The following is an 18541-nucleotide window of genomic DNA, read 5'->3' as shown; positions in this document are numbered from 1 at the left end:
CCGTTGCAGAGGCCGCTGTCCATAGGCGTGCGTGCCGCCTGGGCGGATGCCCGCTGGCGCGCCTGGGTTCTCGGCGCGCGTGTCATTCGCAAGCTGCTGCGTATGGCCGGGCGTGACGACGCCGCCGCGTCGTGGTCGATGCGCCACTACGCGAGATGGCTGGAGGGACTCGAACCGTCAGCCGGCGACATCGAAAGCCTGCGTGCGCAACACCATCCGGACGGACCTCTGCTGTCGATCCTGATGCCTGTCTTCGATCCGTGCATCGATCACCTGCATTGCGCGCTCGAATCGGTGAGCGCGCAGACGTACACGCGCTGGGAGCTCTGCATCTGCGACGATGCCTCGCGGAATCCTCAGGTGCGCGAATTGATCGAATCTGCGGCGGGGCGCGATACGAGAATCCGCGTCGTCCTGCGCCCGGAGAACACCGGGATCGCCGGCGCCTCGGCAGCGGCCCTGAAGCTTGCGCGCGGCAGTCATGTCGTACTGCTCGATCACGACGACATGCTGGCGCCATGGGCGCTGCATTTCATCGTCGCTGCGCTGCGCAAGGCGCCGGGCGCCAGGCTCCTTTACTCGGACGAGGACAAGCTCGACGAGGTGGGGCGGCGTTGCGCACCCCACTTCAAGCCGGACTGGAATCCCGACCTGCTGCACGCCGTGAACTACGTCGGTCATCTGGTTGCAATCGAGCGCGGCCTCCTCGAAGAGATCGGCGGCTTTCGCCGCGGATACGACGGTAGTCAGGACTATGATCTGATCCTGCGTTGCGAGGCCCGACTTTCCGCGGAGGAGGTCGTGCACATTCCGGCCATCCTGTATCACTGGCGGCAATCACCCGGGTCCACGGCACTGGATGCCTCGGCAAAGCGCGGTGCGCACGCAGCGGGCGTTGCGGCGCTACAGAGCCGGTTCGCCGATGACGCGGGTGTCCGCGTCGACAGCGGCCCCTTCCCGACGACATACCGGGTGAGCTACCCCGTTCCCGCTCCCGAGCCGCGGGTCAGCATCCTGATTCCGACACGCGACGGCGGGGACCATCTGCGTCGCTGTGTCGACGGAATCCTGGAGCGCAGCACCTATGCGTCCTTCGAGATCATCCTGATCGACAATCAGAGCCGCGAGCCGCAGACGCTGCAGTATCTCGAGGCCGTCGCATCGCACGACAAGGTGCGGGTCATTCGCTATGACCACGCTTTCAACTACTCGGCGATCAACAACTTTGCGGCGCGAGAGGCCAGCGGAGACGTGCTGCTGCTGCTCAACGACGATATCGAAGTGCGCTCCACCGGTTGGCTCGAAGAGCTGGTGTCGCGTCTATATGCGCCTGGTGTCGGCGCGGTGGGCGCCAAGCTGTACTACCCTGACGGCAGGGTGCAGCACGGTGGCGTCGTCCTCGGACTGGGCGGCGTCGCCGGGCACAGCCACAAGTTCGCCGCAGCCGATGCGGCAGGCTACTTCTTTCGGCTGGTGCTGCCGCAAACGCTCTCCGCCGTCACCGGGGCCTGCCTGATGGTTCGGCGATCGGACTACCTCGCACTCGGCGGTCTGGACCAAGACAATCTGCCGGTTGCCTTCAACGACGTCGACTTCTGTCTGCGTCTCGGCGAGCGCGGCTTGCGTTGCGTCTGGACGCCCTACGCCGAACTGACGCATCACGAATCGCTATCGAGGGGCAGCGATGAAACGCCACTGCGCAAACGTGCCTTCGAACGCGAGAAGGCCTACATGCGCCGGCGCTGGGCAGAGGTGCTGGCGCGCGATCCGCACTACAACCGGAACCTGACCCTGGCCCGCGAGGACTTCTCGCTCGCGGACGTGCCGCGCCCGTACATTGGCTGGCTGTACAGCGGTGCTCAGGGCACTAGAGGATGACGGAAGTGTCCGAATCCCCATTGGCGGCACTGAGGAATGACGGGTTGTGTGTGCTCAATGCCGCTCGCCCACCTGCGCGGCGTACGCTGGTCGTCGCCGGCCTGGCGCGCAGCGGCACGACGATGGTCGCCGGAGCGCTGCACCACCTTGGCATCGACATGATGGGAGGCGCGGCGGCGAACGCCGTATACGAAGACCTCGAGCTGAGCCGTGCGCTCGAGGCGGGCGACACGGGACCGATCAGGCGTCTCGTCGCCATACGGAACGCAGCGGGTCGGCCTTGGGGTTGGAAGCGGCCCTCTTCGCTCGGCGCGCTCGGCGAACTGGAACGGCATTTCACCAACCCCCGTTACGTCGTCGTCTTTCGCGACATGCTGGCCATTGCGACGCGCAACCGGGTGTCAATGCGCGCCAACGTGGTCGACAACCTTGCCGCCAGCTACCGCCAGTACGGCGTGCTGCTCGAGTGGGTCCGGCAGGTGCGTGCGCCGACGATGCTCGTGTCCTATGAGAAGGCGATGCTGGACAAGGCGGCGTTCGTCAGCGCACTCGCGACATTTGCCGGCGCGGATGCGGCCGGGTGTACACAAGCGGTGCGTTTCATCCGCCGGGATTCGCCGCGATACCTCAGGGCATCGCGCAACTGGGGCGGCAAGGGGCGGCTTGGCCGCGCCGACTGCGAGGCGATCGCAGGCTGGGCATGCTGGCCGGATCGCGGGGAGGCGGTCGATGTCCGGATCTCGGTCAACGGCCGGACGCTGGCGACCGTCACCGCCGATCTGCAACGGCAAGACATTCGCAGGCGGGGGCTTCATGCATCGGGAAACTGCGGCTTTCTGTATCGTTGCGGGGCGGGCGAGGTGCGGGCCGGCGATGTCGTGACGGCCCGCATCGCCGGCGATGTCATCGACCTGCCAGGAAGCGGTATGAAGGCCGGTGCCGCGCCACCGGTCGGCGCCAAGCCACGCCGATGAGGCGTCGGCGTTACGACATGTATGATTGCCGGCTTTCCCAATGCCGCGCGACGCTCGCCCCGGCTCGCACATGACTGAAACGACCCGTATTCCAGGCTCGATCCCGGGCCCCGTCGGCCGCTCCCGCGGAAGCCGGATCGCGATCCTGGTGCTGGGCATGCATCGCAGCGGCACATCCGCGCTGACCCGGATGATCAGCCTGCTCGGCGCCGACCTGCCGGCAAACCTGATGCCCGCCCGCGAGCAGAACAACGAAACCGGATTCTGGGAGTCCGAGGACGTCCGCCGAATCAACGATATCCTGCTGACGAGCATGGGTTCGGCATGGGACGACTGGCGCGACATCGACCTTTCGCGCGTGCCGGCAGAAGCGCTGAGCCGATTCAGAAACGACGCCGGACACATACTCGCACGCGATTTCGCGAGTTCACCGTTGTTCGTGCTCAAGGACCCGCGGATCTGTCGTCTCGCTCCGTTCTGGGTCGACGTGCTGCGAAGCTTCGACGCGGACGTCTGCTGCGTACTGCCGATCCGCAACCCGGTCGAGGTGGCGGTCTCACTGAAACGTCGTGACGGGCTCGACGAGCGCCACTCGCACGCGCTCTGGCTACGCCATGTACTGGATGCAGAGCGTCATACGCGGGAGCTGCCGCGGATACTGCTGCGCTACGAGGATCTGCTGACCGGATGGCATGCCGAGGCCGAGCGGATCAGGCGGGTGCTCGACCTCCCGCTATCCGGTGCCACGCCCGCGACGGCGTCGGCAATCGACGGCTTTCTGCGGCCGGCTCTGCGTCACCACGCCGTCGATGCGGCCCACCTGGCGGCTGACGAAACGGTGGCCGGCTGGATCAAAGCGACATACGAAGGCCTGGCGGCGCTGCTCTCCGAGCCCGGGGCCGTCGAGGGATTGACGCAGCTCGATGCCATTCGGCGCAGTTTCGACGAAGCGGACCATCTGCTTGGGCCGGTATGGGCGCTCGAGTACGTCGGCCGCCGGACTGCCGAAGCTACGCTGCGCCGGGTGCGCGTGGAGCACGAACAGCTCGAGAAACGGCGCTCCGCGCTGCAGGCGGATGTCACACGCCTGACCGACGCCCTGTCCTACCTGGAGCGCGAGCGCGGCAAGCTCGTCGAGCAGCGCGACATCCTGACGAAACATCGCGAGACGTTGGAAGCTCAACGTAATGCCCTGCAGGGGCAGCGCGACGCCCTGCAGACCCAGCGAGATAACTTGCAGAACCAGCGCAGCGCTCTGCAGACCCAGCGCGATACCTTGCAAGGGCAGCGCGACGCGCTGCGGGCGCATAGCAGGCAGATTGCACTGCAGGCCGAAACGTTGCGTGGCGAACTCGAAGGCGAACGGAATCGGCTTGCGACCCTGCGTCGCGAGAATGAGCGCCTGGAACGGGCGCAAGCCGCCACGCAGGTGGCTTTGGTGCAACTTCGTACGCGAAACCTGACGCGTTGGCGCCAGCACCTGGCGTTGGCGACCCGCCTTCAGCCGCGGCTCTGGGACAGCGGCGATGCTGCGCAACGGATGGTGATCCCGCCCCGGACCGCATTGGGAGGGCAGGGCGGGCCGCGCCGATGGTGGCTGCTGCGGCGCGAGGCGAAGGTGCTGCTGGCCCTCCGATACTTCGACGCAGCCTGGTATCTGCAGGCGTACCCTGATCTCATCGGTCTCGGCCATCACCCGGTGTGGCACTGGCTGACCGCGGGCTGGAAGGAAGGCCGGCAACCCAATCCGCTTTTCGATCCTCGCTGGTATCTGACGAGCAATCCCGACGTGGCGGCAGCCGGCGTGAACCCCTTGATGCACTACATTGCTCATGGGGCGGCGGAAGGGCGTGATCCCGGGCCACTGTTCTCGAGTGCCTGGTATCGCGAACACAACCCGGATGTTGCCGCCGCCGGGCTCGAGCCGCTGGCGCACTACCTGCGGCACGGGGCGGCCGAGCGTCGTGCGCCCCACCCGCTCATCGACCCTGCCTGGTATCTGGATCGCAATCCGGATGTTGCGGAGTCCGCGTGCGAACCGGTGCAGCATTATCTGTTGCTGGGCGGCTTCGAGGGCCGGGATCCGGGGCCAGCGTTTCACAGCGCACGCTACCTGTCGATGAATCCGGATGTTGCCGCCGCAGGCATGAATCCGCTGCTGCACTATCTTGCGCATGGTCGTCGGGAAGGGCGCCGAGGCGGACCTGAGAGGATCGCGGCCGCGGCCAAGAAGAACATTCCGCCGCGCGTGCCGCCGGAGGAGACCTTCAAGGGTGCGATCGAGAGGCGGCCGGACCTGCCGAACATAGCGGTGTTCGCGCATGTCGTCTCGGGTCAGATCTTCGGTGGTGAGCGCAGCTTTATCGACGTACTCGCCAAGCTCCGGCACGTGGCCTGCAATGTCCACGTCGTCCTGCCGCGGCGCCACGACGACTACATCGCCGAGCTGCTGCCCCATGCCGTCGAAGTCTGCTGCATCGCCTATCCGACGTGGAGCGCCGATCAGCGCGAAGGCGGCGCCGTTGCCGCGATCCGTGCCTGGCTGATCTCGCGCAGGATCGATCTCGTTCACGTCAACACTATCGTTGCACGGGCGCCGCACGCTGCGGCCCGGCGACTCGGCATTCCGACCGCAACGCACGTGCGCGAGAGCGTTCTTGCCGACCGCTGGCTCAGTGAGCGGATCGGCCTTGCTCCCGACCAGATCATCAAAACGGTTCTGGCCGAGACCGATTACGTGATCGCCAACTCGCAGCACAGCGCCGCCGAGTTCCACAAGGAAGGCCATACGTTCGTCGTTCCGAACTCTTTCGATGTCGGCGCGCTCGACCTGCCGAACGACATCGACCCACGCTGCATCCGCATTGGCCTGATCAGCAGCAACATTCCCAAGAAGGGCATCGAGGACTTCGCTGCACTGGCGAACGCCTGCGCACAGCGCATTCCCAATCTGCGCTTCCTGCTCATAGGGCCGCAGACCGAACATGTGCGCGCCTTGCAGGCTGCGCAGGAGGACGGTCGTATCGCCGGCAATCTCGAGTTCGTCGACTACCAGCCGTCACCGGCCGAGGCGATCAGCCGGATCAACATCATCGCGAACCTCTCCCTGTTTGCCGAATCGTTCGGGCGCACCGTCGCCGAAGGACTCGCGGCGCGGCGGCCGGCGCTGGTCTACGATCTGGGTGCCGCAAAGGATCTGGTTGCGCATGGAAGCACCGGATTCGTCTGTCCGGTCGGCCGGTACCAGGACGCGATCCCCCTGCTGGAGCAACTGTGCGCACAACCTGCGCGGATCGTCGAGATGGGCGAGGCGGGCAGGGCATTCATCGTTGAGCACTACGCGCGCGAGGCCGTCGCCGCCTCTCTGGCCCGCGCCTACGAGGCGATGCTGCGCGAGCGTTCGCCGCGCGCTGCACACGAGGACATCGTGGTTCCTGCCCGGCGGCATGGTCTGGCGCATCGTCCCCAGCCGCTGCGGCTGGCGTACTTCTGCTGGCATTTCCCTGTGCCGTCCGAGACCTTTGTCCTCAACGAGCTGAGGGTGCTGGTTGCGCGCGGCGTCGATGTCGAGGTTTATTGTCGGCAGTCGCCCCATCCGGAGTTCGCGCCGGACTTTCCGATCCGCTGGCAGCGTGTCGACTCGCCAGGTGAGCTCGCGGACCGTCTCAAGCAAAGCGACAGGACCCTGGTGCATGCGCACTTCACGTTCCCCACGGTCACGGAGATGGTCTGGCCCGCCTGCAAGCAGGTTGGCATCCCCTTCACCTTCATCGCCCACGCGCAGGACATCTTCAAGCACGAGAATGACCGGCGGAACCGGGTCGGTGAGGTGGCACAGTCGCCCCTGTGTCGCGCGGTCTTCGTGCTCGGCGCCTTCCATCGTGACTATCTCCTCGAGCGGGGAGTGCCGGAAGAAAAGCTCGTCGTCAATCCCAATGCCGTCGACTTGTCGGCTTTTGCGTACTCGGCGCCGCGTCGTCTCCAGTCCGGTGCCGCCAGACGTATCTGCGCCATACATCGCTTCACCGAGAAAAAGGGGCTGCACGACCTCATAGCGGCAGCAGCGCTTCTTCGTGACGAGGACATCGAGTTCAATCTCTACGGCTACGGCGAGGAGCTGCAGAGACTGCAGGCGCTCGTGGAGCAGCAGGCGCTGTCGCATGTCCATTTCAGGGGAGCGTTGCCGGGCGGCGCGAGCGTCGCGAAAGTGCTGCGCGAGCACGACCTGTTCGCGTGCCCTTCGGTGCGTACCGCAAGCGGTGACATGGACGGGATTCCCACGGCGATGGTCGAAGCCATGGCGAGCGGGACGCCGGTCATCGCCACGGCGATCTCCGGCATCCCCGACCTTGTCCGTGACGGTCTCAACGGAATTCTCGTGCAGCCAGGTGATCCCGCATCACTGGCCGACGGCATCCGGCGGTTCTTCGCGATGCCGCCGACAACCGTGCAGGCGCTCAGCCGCAACGCACGGCGGGATGTCGAGCGGCGCCATGACGCCCGGCGCCTGGTCGGCGTGCTGGAGCGGATCTGGCGGCAGGACGTCGTCGACATCGTCATCGTCAGCTGGAACAACCTGCCGCAACTCAGGGAGGTGGTCGAGCGCGTGTTCCGCTTCACGCGGACGCCGTTCCATCTATCGATCTGCGACAACGCCAGCGATGCGCAGGTCGTCGCCTATCTTTGCGGCCTGCAGGAAGCACACGACAACGTCACGGTCACGTATCGACCGCGCAACACCTTTGTGGGCCCCGGAACCAACGCTGCCGCCTGCCAGGGCATCGGTCGCTACATCATCTACCTCTGTGGCAAGGAAGGTTTCGTGCTCTCCGAAGGTTGGGAGACGGAACTCGTCGACTACATGGAGCGGCATCCGCGTGTCGGCCTGGGCGGTACGCTGTGCTACAGCCCCAGCTACCTCACGGGGCGCGACTATCCGCGGATCAGCGAGTTCGCGCGATTCCGGAATGCGGAGTTTGCGGCCGCCAACCCGGATCGACTTTTCTCGCACATCCAGGGTGGGCTGTTCATCTGGCGCCGCCGCACGCTCGACGAGATCGGCGGATTCAGTGTCGATGTCCCGCATGCGTACACCGACGTGGAATACAGCTACTACGTGGAAAGCTGCGGGTGGCAGCTCGGCGCGGTGGAGCACGGCATGCTGGCGCTCTACAACAAGACGCGTCCCGATATCTGGTCGCGCATCGACGAAGACGTGCGTGTGATTCATCCGCCGCGCCTGCAGGACCTGCCCTTGCTCGATCAGATCGCCAGGGGCGCCGTGCGTTTCTGCAACGTCTGCGGCTGGAACGGTGCGTCGTTTATGGTCGAGGCGGCGGAGCCGGTCTGCCCCGGCTGCGGATCGCGGCCGAGGGAGCGCAGCCTGTACCGTCTGTTGGCCGAGGGTCCGTGGACATACAGGGGCCTCGTTGTGGCGACGGTTGGCGTGCACGCATGTCTCGACGGATTCCTGTCCCGCGCGTTCCGCCACCGCAGGTTGGACTCGCGCGCCGCTGCGGAGGATGTCGGAGAAGCATGTCTCGATCTGATCCTGCACTGCGAACCGCCTTCAGCAGAAGAGGGGCTTCCCGCCGCGCTGTGCACTGCCCGAGACGGCCTGAAAGCGGGCGGCACATTGATCTACATGCCAGACGGGCGGATGCCGTCAGACGAGGAGAGCGACAGGCTCGCACTCGGCGAGGGTTTCGACTGTGAACACCGGCTGCCCTATGCCAGCAGCGTCGTCGAGTACGCACCACAGGTCGCCCTCATCTGCCGGAAGCACTCGGACGTCAGCGCATCGGACACGGTCGACAATCTGGCGCGGGTTTCTTCGGCGACACCGCAGAAAGCATCGTGATGCAGATGAAAAACCCCACACCGAATTTCGTCATTATCGGCGCGCAGAAATCGGGAACGACGAGCCTCTACGAGTACCTGAGGGCGCACCCCGATGTCTTCATGTCGTCACCGCTCAAGGAGCCTGGGTACTTCCTGGGCCCGGACGTCGTCCCGCAGTTCTGGAAGCGGCGGGGCATCGATGTCGCAAGCCCGGACGAGCTTTTGGAGAGGCACATGCTGCAGGGCTATCGCGGCCAGCCGCTGTTCGGCGAGGCGTCCACTTACTACACCATCGGTCGCCGTAGCCGCCGCGAGCAAATTCCGCAGCACATGGCGGCCGCCGATCCGCGGATGAAGCTCATTTATATCGTCCGTGACCCGCTCGAGCGCATCCGTTCGAATTATCTGCATTCGGTCAGGCGCGGCACGAGTACCGGCTCGATTGCGGACTTTCTGAACTCGGGCGAAGGGCGCATCGCATTGCTGACCAGCCAGTATCACTTCCAGATCGAGGCCTATCGGGCAAGCTTCCCGGCCGAACAGCTTCTGGTGCTGATCTTCGAGGAGTTCGTCGCGGCCCCGGAAGCGGGCATGCGCCAGGTCTTCGAGTTTCTCGGCTTGGGCCGCGCTGCGACGTCCATGGCGTTCGCTGCACACAATGTGTCGGAGAACCGCAGTGATCTGGCCGCCGACCAACGGCTTCGCGCCGATGAGAAGCAGTGGGAGGAGCTGCGCGCGCTGCTGCTCCCGGATGTCGAGAAGCTGCTGGCCTACCTCGGGCGCGACATCCCCGCGTGGGGCATCACACACGATGCGCGGCAAGGCCGCGGATCAGTCTAAGGAAAGGTGATCAGGATGGACCCTAAGGCACGTGCGGACGTCGATCTTGCCGAGCATGTCCAGGCCTTACTGGGCCGGCAGCAGAGCCTTTCCACGGCGCTACGCGTACCGATGGTCACTACCGTGTCCAAGGGCGATGGCATGTACTCGGGAGATTCCGAGTATTACCTGCAGGCAGGAGCATCGGCTCTCTCCTTGCTGTTCCAGTCACTGGAGGCTGCGGGTACTCGCCGAGCCGACGTGGGTGCCGTGCTCGACTACGCCTGCGGGTTCGGCCGGGTTACCCGCTGGCTCGCCGCCTGCTTTCCCGGCATGGTGCATGCGGCCGATCTGGACCCGAGTGCCGTCGATGCGGTCGGCAAGCTCATCGGGGTGCCCACGACGCACATTGCCAAGGATCTGTCCGTCCGGCTACTTGGATCCTACGATCTCATCTGGGTCGGCTCCCTGCTGACGCATCTCAACGAGGCTGACATCGTAGAAGTCCTGCGTTACCTGGGTGGTCACCTGACCTCGCGCGGGCTGCTTGTCGTCACGACGCACGGACCCTATGTTGCGGAGCGCTTGCGCAGCCGTGAGAAGACCTACAATCTCGAGGAGACCGCGGTGGCCGCGCTGGTGGAGCGGTACGACGCACAGGGCTCGGCGTTTGCCGCATATCGCGGGATGACCGACTACGGCATTTCGCTGACCCGCCCCCACCGACTGGCGACCATGGCCTTCGATGCAGGGCTCGACACGGTCTACTTCAAGGCTCGTGGCTGGGTGAAGCATCAGGACTGCTTCTGCCTGAGGAAGACCTGATCATGCAGCCGACCCGCTGCCCGTCCACCCTTCGTGATCCGGTTCGATGCAGCGACCAGCCGACGGATCGTACAGCAGGAGACTCTCGTGCTACAGCAGCCTGACGGCAGAACCACGATGCTGATGGTCGGCCACAGCCACCTTGCGGCGCTGGTCGTCGGTTGGCAGCGCATCCACTCCGAGCACCGAGACATCCGGCTGAAATTCCTCAATCTGCGCGCGGATCGCTTTCTCAAACCCCCAGGTGCGGCAGGGGACCTGCGTCCGCCGTCGAAGGCCAGCGTCGCGGCGGTCGACATCGAGAAACTGAGGGCGGAACTCGAAGGGTACACCTCTCATGCGGCCCGGGTTCTATGCCTCGTCAATGGCAACCAGCACAATATCGCCGCGTTCTCGGGCGACGGCTCCGTCACCTTGAAGACGCGCATCGCCGGCTTGGAGCGCAATGTTGCCGCCAACTATGCCGAGTGGCTGCGCGTGTTGCAGCCCCTGTTCGGGGATCGACTGCTGATCCTGCTGCCACCGCCGCCGATCGAGTCCGAGCAGTGGATCCGTGAAAATCCCGGTCCCCTCGCAGACGTTATCGCGCGCGGCACGCTGATGGTCGCAGCAGAGCGCAAGGCGTTGTGGGAAGCGCAATGTCGCGCGGTGCGCGCGGTCGCCAGAGAGTTCGCGGTGCCGATCGGCGAGGCACCCGCCGACGTGTTTTCCTCGACGGGATTTCTTGCGGAGGATTGCCGACGCGCCGGCGACTCGACACACGCTAACGAGATCTATGGTGCGCGCGTTCTGCAGTCCGCGTTGTCGGCGGACCCTGCCCGCGGAAAGACCGCTCCTGCCGGTCGGCCGCACCACCCGGTCGACACGCGAACGCACCCGTACGCGGGACTCCCCGACTACGCGTTCTGGTCGCGCGCGATCTCGCGTCGCGCGACCGCCGATGTCGACCCGGTCGTCTCGCCCCTGTTCCGCGTGCGCAAGAGTGATCGGGTGGCAACCGCGGGGAGCTGCTTTGCACAGCACATTTCGCGCAGGCTCGAAGCGGCCGGCTTCGACTTCATGGTCGTCGAGGACGAGCGCGCGCCCTCGGGTCAGCGCAGCTACGACTTCAGTGCACGCTACGGCAACATCTACACGGCCCGGCAGCTTCTGCAGCTCTTCGACCGCGCCTTCGGGTACTTCGTGCCCCTCGAGACGGCATGGCTGAGGCCGGACGGACGCTTCTGCGATCCGTTCCGCCCGCGTGTCGATGCCGACGGCCATGCCGCCATCGTGGATGTGCAGAAGGCAGCCGAACAGCACCTGCGCGCGGTGCGCAGGATGTTCTGCGAACTCGATGTCTTCGTTTTCACGCTGGGACTCACCGAATGCTTCGCGTCCCGACTCGACGGAGCCGTCTATCCCCTCGCTCCGGGTGTCGCGGGTGGCGAATTCGATGCCGAGCGCCATGAATTCCTGAACTTCTCGTCGGCAGAGGTGACTGCCGACCTGCGCCGGTTCCTGCACAAGCTTGCGCTCGTGAATCCCGGTGCCCGTGTGATCCTGACCGTCTCCCCGGTCCCGCTGGTCGCAACGCGCTCCGATCGGCACGTCCTCGTCGCGACGACCTACTCGAAGGCAGCGCTGCGGGTTGCCGCAGAAGAGATCAGCCGCGCGTTCGCCAACGTCATGTACTTTCCGTCATACGAGATCATCACCGGCCCTCACGCCGGAGGTGAGTACTTCGGCGACGATCGGCGTTCTGTGACCGCGGCGGGCGTGGACCACGTCATGCGTGTGTTCATGTCGAACGTTACGGACGAACCCGGACGTGACGCAAGGCCGATCGTATCAGGGCATTCCACCAACTATGCGGAGGAGCATATTGTGGAAGCCGAAGCCATGGCTGACCTCGCCTGCGAGGAAGTGTTGTTGGACTTGCAAGATTCCAACACGTTGCCGGTCCGCTGAATCGAGCGGCGACAGTGATGCGCCTGACTTCTTCAGGTTGTGACCAAATTGGTTTCGACGTTGTTGAGCTCGAAGAACCGTCGAAATTCAGCGTAGTACTTCTGCATTCGCGAATTGAGAGAGTCAAGGTCGATGCTTTCATAGAGGCGCTGTAGATCAAGCTTCTTCGCCTGAAGGACGGTCGTAGCAGAAACAGAGGGTAACCCCATCCATTGGGCTGCCTCCTCGGTTCTGGTGTCGTGTGTCAGAAGAAGGGATGGCACTCCGGCGATTAGTCCGATGATGACGCCATGCAGACGCGTCCCAAAGATAAAATCGCGGGTAACGGCATAGTCCAGCCAGTCGGGGATTCTGAAGAAAACCTTCAAATGCCGTTGAAGATAGTCTGAGATGGCGGAGTCATCCGAGGTCTGAAACGCAAGCCTCAGATACTCGGCAGCCTGTTCCCGCCCCGCGGCGTCTGATATTTCGCTCGTGGCTACGCCGATGTCGTGGACCTCCGTCTGAGCAACATAGTCCCAGCCATGTTTCATGGCTGCCGCGCTGAGCAGAATGCTGAGTCGATTTCGGACGGTCTGCGTGCGAATCAGCTCTGTGGTTCCAGCGCGAGAGGTTCCGACCGTCACCCTCGCCGGCCGATCAGGGCCATTTCGGCGCACTGCAACCGGGGCCCTCACTTGCCATAGCATCGAGGGGCACCCCGTCACGGTCACGTTCTTGACGCCGTAGTGATTCAGCACTTCCGCCGAGAACTGCCCTCTCACCGAAATCGAGTGCGAACGTTCCGCGATCACGCGGACGAGTCGCACGGTTCCTTCGTCTAGGGCAGGCACGCGGTCGTACGATGTTGCCTGCGCGCCAAGACCTACCATTACGCAGGGCAGTTTGCTGGACTCGACTAGGTGAGCAAGCTTTCCCAAAGCTGCGTTCGGTTTCAGCCAGTTTGCAGCGGGAACGATCAGCCCATCGTGTTGTTCGCGCACCGATGACGGATTGAGTTTGACGCCGCAACTGTAGCGCTCATGACGGACAACCCGCTTGAGTGCGTGAATGAACAGCAAATTTCCAGTGTTGCTGCCCGTTCGCCGCAAGCGTTCGGCGCTGCGCTCTCCCTCGATGAACTCACAAGAGTACGGGCGGCTGACGAAGTAGGGATTGCGCATGGCGTTGCTGGGGCGTGGGTAGGTTGTCCGGAGCTGCGGGTGGCTCAATCTGTCTTGTCGTGCGCGTGCCGGTAGCAGGCCCAATATGCAGGCGAGCGCCAAAGGCGCGACAAACTGGCGACATGCCAGGAGAAGTGATCCATTCGCCTCAGAGTTCTGCGGCGTGCCGGATGTTCAATGCGAAGGTCAGTCATCAGCAACGAGCTGTATCCCGCTGCGCGCGCGCGCAGGCACAGGTCAACATCTTCGCAGTACATGTAGTAGCGTTCGTCGAAGCCCCGCAACTGACGGAAGACCTCTGCGCGCATCGCGATGAACAGGCCCGCAATCCAGGTGACTTCGACGTTCCCCTGACCCGGGCCATGCTCGGGGCCTCGCCCGCCCAGCAGATGGCGACGGACCAGTTGCTTCGGGGTCACGAGGCTGCGGCCGTTGTCCTCGATGCGCCCGCGCTCGTCCATGGCGATCGGCGCGGCCATGCCACAACGGGGGGCCGACAGCACGTTGGCGAGCGGGTCGAAGATGGCCTGATGAAGCCTGAGGTCAGGGTCTGCGACTAGAACGAACGCAGCATCAGAGCCCAGCAATGCGGCGTTGTGGTTGGCGCCGAACCCGCGGGGGCGGGTGTTGCGGACGACACGCAGCCTGGAGCGCAGTGTGGAGGGCAGGTCGGCGATGAAGCCCGGATCTTCGCCCGCATTGAGTGTCAACGTGAGTTCGTGCGGCGTCGTCTGCAGTTGTGCGTGAAGGTCGCAGAGCACCCGCGCGACGCCTGCTCCATGGCCATGGCTGACGACCGAAACCGACCAAATCGGACTCATCGATCAGGTCCGCGTACCGGCCGCGCCCGCCGTTTTCTGGCCGTCGTGCAGCACGCCGTCGATGGTGCCTTGCCACATGCTGGCCAGCTTGCGAGCCCGCTCAGGTTCGAACAAAGCGACTTTGATCGTCAGCTTGATGGCACTCATGGTCTCGTAGTAGAGCCAGTTCGGGTAGCGCCACCCGTAGCGTCGCGTGAGGATGATGCGGTTGCGACTCAGATAGTAGTGCCGGATAGCGCTGTGATGGGTCGGATAGACCGGCACACCCAGCAGATGGCGCTGTTCGACATCGCCGAGAACGTGGGAAAGCGTGGCGTGGGGCACTGCAAGGACGTCGTAGCCAAGGCTGCGAGCGCGCAAGCAGAACTCGGTATCGACCAGATCGATGAACAGACTCTCGTCGAATCGGCCAACCCGCTCCCAGGCGTCGATGTCGAGCAGCATGCCGGAACCGATCACAAGGTCGACCGGCTGCGGGTGCGGCATCTCGGTGGCATAGGCGAAGCGGAACCACCAGCGCTGGCCGGGGCGCGACGACGGCCAGCGACAACGGATGTCGGGATGGGCGTAGGCGATCCGGGGGGCGGCGACGGCGACCTGCCGCGGATGATCGAGCATGGCGCGGTGCAGGCGGGTGACCAAGCCCGGTTCCGGCTGGCTGTCGTGGTCGAGCAGCAGAGCCTGCGTGGCCCCCAGCGCCCTGACCTGTTCGATGCCGCGGTTGAGTGCCGCAGCGAGTCCGAGGTTGCAACCGAGCGCCACAAGTTCGACCCTTGCGGCGTCGCTGGCGTCGAGATCATCCAGATCCGGAGGCAGGCTCGATCCATTGTCGACGACGACGACGCGCTCGGTCTGGGCCAGGACGGTGCGCAGGCGTGCAACGAGCCCCGCAGGCGGGTTGTAAGTCACGACCACGCCTGAGGGCAGGCGCCCGGCGGCAGCGCTGGCAGTCACGGGCGTGGACTCAGGCGCGAACCAGAAAGCGGCGCGACCGCTTGCCGAGCGCTCTGTACACAAGGCTGTAGAGGGTGATGAAGATCGCTATCCCCGCGACCAGCGCCGGAGTCTGCTCGCGTAGCAGCGGCGCCGCGAGCGCAAAGGGCGCGAAGCAGGCCAGAATCGGCAGGGCCACGTAGCGGCCGTTGCCGAACTGACGAGCGAAGTCGGCGCTCGCCACGAGATGATGCAAGTGGTCGCTGTCGGCCTGATGGAACGGCCGGCGCGCCTGCGTGCGACGGATCATCGAGAACAGCGTCTCCCAGATCGGGTAGACCAGCACGAGCACGGCCAGCCAGGGCGAGACCGCGCTGGACCCCTCGACCACGAAGACGGTGATCACTCCGGCGATCGCGCCATTGAAGTAGGCGCCGCCGTCTCCCAGGAACAACTTGCCGAAAGGGAAGTTGAAGACGAGAAAGCCGAGGTTTGCCGCAGCCATCGTATAGCTCAGTGTCGCGAGCATCTCCTGGTTGGTGCGGTCTGCCGTGATTCCCAGGGCGAGAAAGACCAGCAGGCTCACGCCCCCGCACAGTCCGTTCTGTCCGTCGATCAGGTTGAAGGCGTGCGAGACGCTGGCGACTGCGAAGGCGAAGAAGGCCACCCGCACGGCCGTGGAGTTCAGCGGCAGATCGAATGGCGAGATGCCGATGGACGAAATGCCGTAGCTGTCGTGTGCGAAGCTGAACAATGCCGCAGCGGCGAGCGCTGCAAGGTAGCGGACCGCCGCCGGCACCATGCGGGTCAGGTCCTCGACCAGGCCGGCCACGAAGACGATCGTCATGCAGCCCCACATCATCCACACGATCTTCGCCGTGACGTCCGGGAGACTGCGGGAGATCAGGGCGAGCCCGGTCAGCCCCGCGGCATAGACGGCCGCACCGCCGACGCGGGGTATCGTCCCGGTATGAATCTTGTGCACCGAGGAGCCGGCGATGTCGCCGGTGACCCCGATATGCCAGCGCCGTGCGAGGATCAGGGCAGCGGAGCAGACCGCGCTGACCGCGAAAACCTGTAGCAATTGACTCAGTATCATCGCCGGTGGCAGGATCGATTTTGTTTCTTGAGGCTGCGGCTCGGCGGTGCGAATAGCACCGGCTGAGAGCTTCAGGGGAGTTTAGCAAGGCCGATCTTGGGAGGGGCGGTTTCGACCGATTGTTGCCAGACATGGGTTTTTCACCGTGAGCATGCTTGCTACTTCGTTCTTCGCCGCGTTGGTAGCGACGGAATCGCCCCGCATTGACCAAGGGATGGCAGTGGGAGACCTGTGGGAGGCGTCCGCGGCCGAGTATCAAGCCAGTGTGGAAGGACAGCTTGAGCGGGTGGGGGGGCGCAATGTGCAGGCGTCAGATCCGATCGGTTCAATCATGGCGGACTTCTTGCAGATGTTTGCCGGGGGTGGGGGGGCGCCGCAGGATTTGGTCAGACCACGCCCTGAAGGCTTGGGTTCTAGGTAACGGAATCTAGTCAGGTGTGAGGCCTATCGCATTGCAACCGAACAAGTTCTTCGTGCTATGCTAGTGTGCAGCGCGGTATTAATAAGAGGCGGGCGGGGGTCGTATCGACCGGTTCGCTTGCATAACTTTCCGGGATCGTTACGGGGTAATCAGTGAACAAAGCCATCATCGTCTCCGTCGCCGCCTGTCTGGTTGGCGCGCCCATTGTTGCAACCGTCACCAGCACGGCCGCCATTGCGCAGAGCAGTCAATCCGGCGTGCTGACGCAGGCGGAAGCGGTGCAGTTCGCCAACAAGCTGGGCATGACGCTGCCTGATGCGATCAAGGCCGGCTACCTAGCGCCCGCAGAGGTTCCGGGTACCTATGTGATCACCTCTGCCGGTGCCGGCGCGGCTGGAGTGCCGATTGCCGACACACTGACGCCGCTGCAGATCACTGCGCTGGTTGCAGGAGCTCTGGGGCTGATCTTCGTGACAGTGGACTTCCTGGATGACGACGATGGTCCCGGGGTGGGGCCCACGGCTACGCCGACGCTGACGCCGACGCCTTCACCGACGCCGACGCCGTCACCGACGCCGTCTGCAACTCCGAGCAATCCGCCGACGACGACCTCTGTTTCGCCATCACCGACGCCGACGCCGACGCCGTCTGCAACTCCGAGCAATCCGCCGACGACGACCTCTGTTTCGCCGTCACCGACGCCGACGCCGACGCCGACGCCGTCTGCAACTCCGAGCAATCCGCCGACGACGACTACTACGACAACTACAACAACGTCTGGCAGCTCAACAGGTAGCGGCACACGCTAAGGCAGCTTTTGCCGAGAAAGGCTAGCTTCGGCTAGCCTTTCTTTTTTAGTTTCTAGGCTGCCAAGCTGTAGAGCGGCGCTCCTGCCCTTACACTGTGATGCGTCTTTAGCTGTGCTCCATCGCTCCCGGTGGCGCAAAGGCCTCCTCCCAGCGAGTGTGCACGACGGTCACGTGCATCAGAAGCGCGTGATGCGCCCCCTGTTTGCCCGGTCGCGGCGTTGCGCGTTGGAAGCCCGAACAGAAGTAGCGATTGAGAATCTCATTGTGAAGCGCATGGTGTCTGTTGGGTGCGTGCTTGCCGTATCTCTCGCAGCCTCGGCGGGTGCGGAGCACAATATTGTGATTCCACATAATTTCAGAGTTGAGGTGCGAGGTGCGGTCATGAGGCCGGGGCCGGCAACGCTGGCTTCTGCCGACGCACATTTCGACCGGGGCGTGGAGCAGCTCGGCGGGCCGCTGGAAGGTGCCTACCGGTTCGCCGCCATGATCCTGCGACTCGACGAGGCGCACCCGGTGAGTTTGCCGTGCCTCTCACCCTCGGCGCTGCACGCGGCACAATTGCTGCAAGACGATCCGACGCTGACAAGCGAAAGAAACGTCATCGAAGCCCTGCTCGCGGGACGCATGCAGCGCGTGCTGGCGGCCGAGCGACCGTTCGGTCGTCTGGGGACTGATCGCGGCCGCGAGGCCAAACTGCAGTCTGGAGATGTGCTGGCCTTGCCCGGGCGCTCGCAGCGCGTCTACGTGGTGCTTGCAGACGGTCGGGCCGAAGCGCTCGATCATCGGGCGGAGTGGACGGTCAAGGACTACCTCGATGCGCTGCCCGCTCACGAACTTGCGTCGCGGCGTCAGTACCTACTGCACTACCCGGACGGACAGGCGGCCGAGTTGGCGCTGAGTGCCTGGAACCGCACTCCCTCGGCAGTACCGCCCGGCTCGATGCTTGCCCCTCGCAACGTCTGCCTGCCGGTTGCCGATTGAGCGCGCCCGTGTCGTACCGCTGCATGT

General features: G+C 64.6%; 12 protein-coding genes. 8 read left to right on the top strand and 4 right to left on the bottom strand.

Annotated elements, in window-relative coordinates; translation table 11 throughout:
• The first annotated feature begins 27 nt into the window (after positions 1-27).
• From C8D93_RS08185 to C8D93_RS08160, 6 genes are all read left to right on the top strand, one after another.
• Positions 28-1878: a glycosyltransferase family 2 protein gene (locus C8D93_RS08185; RefSeq protein WP_110264672.1), complete on the top strand. Its 1851-nt coding sequence runs from the start codon at positions 28-30 to the stop codon at positions 1876-1878.
• Positions 1875-2852, top strand: a complete 978-nt coding sequence (locus C8D93_RS08180; RefSeq protein ID WP_146216546.1) for a sulfotransferase family protein — start codon at positions 1875-1877, stop codon at positions 2850-2852. The genes C8D93_RS08185 and C8D93_RS08180 overlap by 4 nt, the downstream gene beginning before the upstream one ends.
• A 70-nt stretch (positions 2853-2922) precedes the next feature.
• On the top strand, positions 2923-8712 hold the full coding sequence (locus tag C8D93_RS08175; RefSeq protein ID WP_146216545.1) for a glycosyltransferase: 5790 nt from the start codon (positions 2923-2925) through the stop codon (positions 8710-8712).
• Entirely contained in the window at positions 8712-9533 is an 822-nt protein-coding gene (locus tag C8D93_RS08170) for a sulfotransferase family protein (RefSeq protein ID WP_110264669.1), read from the top strand. Before C8D93_RS08175 ends, C8D93_RS08170 begins: the two co-directional genes overlap by 1 nt.
• A gap of 15 nt (positions 9534-9548) precedes the next feature.
• On the top strand, positions 9549-10337 hold the full coding sequence (locus tag C8D93_RS08165; RefSeq protein ID WP_110264668.1) for a class I SAM-dependent methyltransferase: 789 nt from the start codon (positions 9549-9551) through the stop codon (positions 10335-10337).
• 87 nt (positions 10338-10424) lie between these two features.
• Positions 10425-12287, top strand: coding sequence for a GSCFA domain-containing protein (locus C8D93_RS08160; protein ID WP_211307262.1), 1863 nt, complete (start codon positions 10425-10427; stop codon positions 12285-12287).
• A 32-nt stretch (positions 12288-12319) separates the two neighbouring features.
• On the opposite strand, the gene C8D93_RS08155 is transcribed toward C8D93_RS08160, so the two are convergent.
• From C8D93_RS08155 to C8D93_RS08140, 4 genes are read right to left on the bottom strand one after another with little or no spacing between them, the layout of a single operon-like run.
• Positions 12320-13450 (bottom strand): polysaccharide pyruvyl transferase family protein, encoded by a 1131-nt coding sequence (locus tag C8D93_RS08155; protein ID WP_110264667.1) that lies wholly within the window; start codon positions 13448-13450, stop codon positions 12320-12322.
• A gap of 44 nt (positions 13451-13494) precedes the next feature.
• A complete protein-coding gene (locus C8D93_RS08150) occupies positions 13495-14271 on the bottom strand; it encodes a glycosyltransferase family protein (RefSeq protein ID WP_110264666.1) in 777 nt (258 codons plus the stop codon).
• Between the two features lie 3 nt (positions 14272-14274).
• Positions 14275-15180 (bottom strand): glycosyltransferase family 2 protein, encoded by a 906-nt coding sequence (locus tag C8D93_RS08145; RefSeq protein WP_170123958.1) that lies wholly within the window; start codon positions 15178-15180, stop codon positions 14275-14277.
• A 55-nt stretch (positions 15181-15235) separates the two neighbouring features.
• The gene (locus C8D93_RS08140) at positions 15236-16288 is read right to left on the bottom strand and encodes an MraY family glycosyltransferase (RefSeq protein ID WP_170123957.1); all 1053 of its coding nucleotides are present in this window, start codon (positions 16286-16288) and stop codon (positions 15236-15238) included.
• A gap of 588 nt (positions 16289-16876) precedes the next feature.
• Here C8D93_RS08140 and C8D93_RS20630 point away from each other — a divergent pair.
• Together C8D93_RS20630 and C8D93_RS08125 are read left to right on the top strand one after the other, a co-directional pair.
• Entirely contained in the window at positions 16877-17533 is a 657-nt protein-coding gene (locus C8D93_RS20630) for a hypothetical protein (protein WP_170123956.1), read from the top strand.
• Between the two features lie 189 nt (positions 17534-17722).
• On the top strand, positions 17723-18514 hold the full coding sequence (locus C8D93_RS08125; protein ID WP_110264661.1) for a capsule biosynthesis GfcC family protein: 792 nt from the start codon (positions 17723-17725) through the stop codon (positions 18512-18514).
• The last annotated feature ends 27 nt before the right edge of the window (positions 18515-18541 follow it).

Source organism: Sinimarinibacterium flocculans (assembly GCF_003201205.1).
Classification (GTDB): Bacteria; Pseudomonadota; Gammaproteobacteria; order Nevskiales; family Nevskiaceae; genus Solimonas; species Solimonas flocculans.
This window is presented reverse-complemented; position numbering and strand designations above follow the sequence as displayed.

What these genes read in the sequence shown, in the direction of transcription:
- C8D93_RS08180 (WP_146216546.1), top strand. Translation starts at nt 1,875, where the DNA reads ATGACGGAAGTGTCCGAATCCCCATTGGCGGCACTGAGGAATGACGGG.
- C8D93_RS08175 (WP_146216545.1), top strand. Translation starts at nt 2,923, where the DNA reads ATGACTGAAACGACCCGTATTCCAGGCTCGATCCCGGGCCCCGTCGGC.
- C8D93_RS08170 (WP_110264669.1), top strand. Translation starts at nt 8,712, where the DNA reads ATGCAGATGAAAAACCCCACACCGAATTTCGTCATTATCGGCGCGCAG.
- C8D93_RS08165 (WP_110264668.1), top strand. Translation starts at nt 9,549, where the DNA reads ATGGACCCTAAGGCACGTGCGGACGTCGATCTTGCCGAGCATGTCCAG.
- C8D93_RS08155 (WP_110264667.1), bottom strand. Translation starts at nt 13,450, where the DNA reads ATGCGCAATCCCTACTTCGTCAGCCGCCCGTACTCTTGTGAGTTCATC.
- C8D93_RS08150 (WP_110264666.1), bottom strand. Translation starts at nt 14,271, where the DNA reads ATGAGTCCGATTTGGTCGGTTTCGGTCGTCAGCCATGGCCATGGAGCA.
- C8D93_RS08125 (WP_110264661.1), top strand. Translation starts at nt 17,723, where the DNA reads ATGCGCCCCCTGTTTGCCCGGTCGCGGCGTTGCGCGTTGGAAGCCCGA.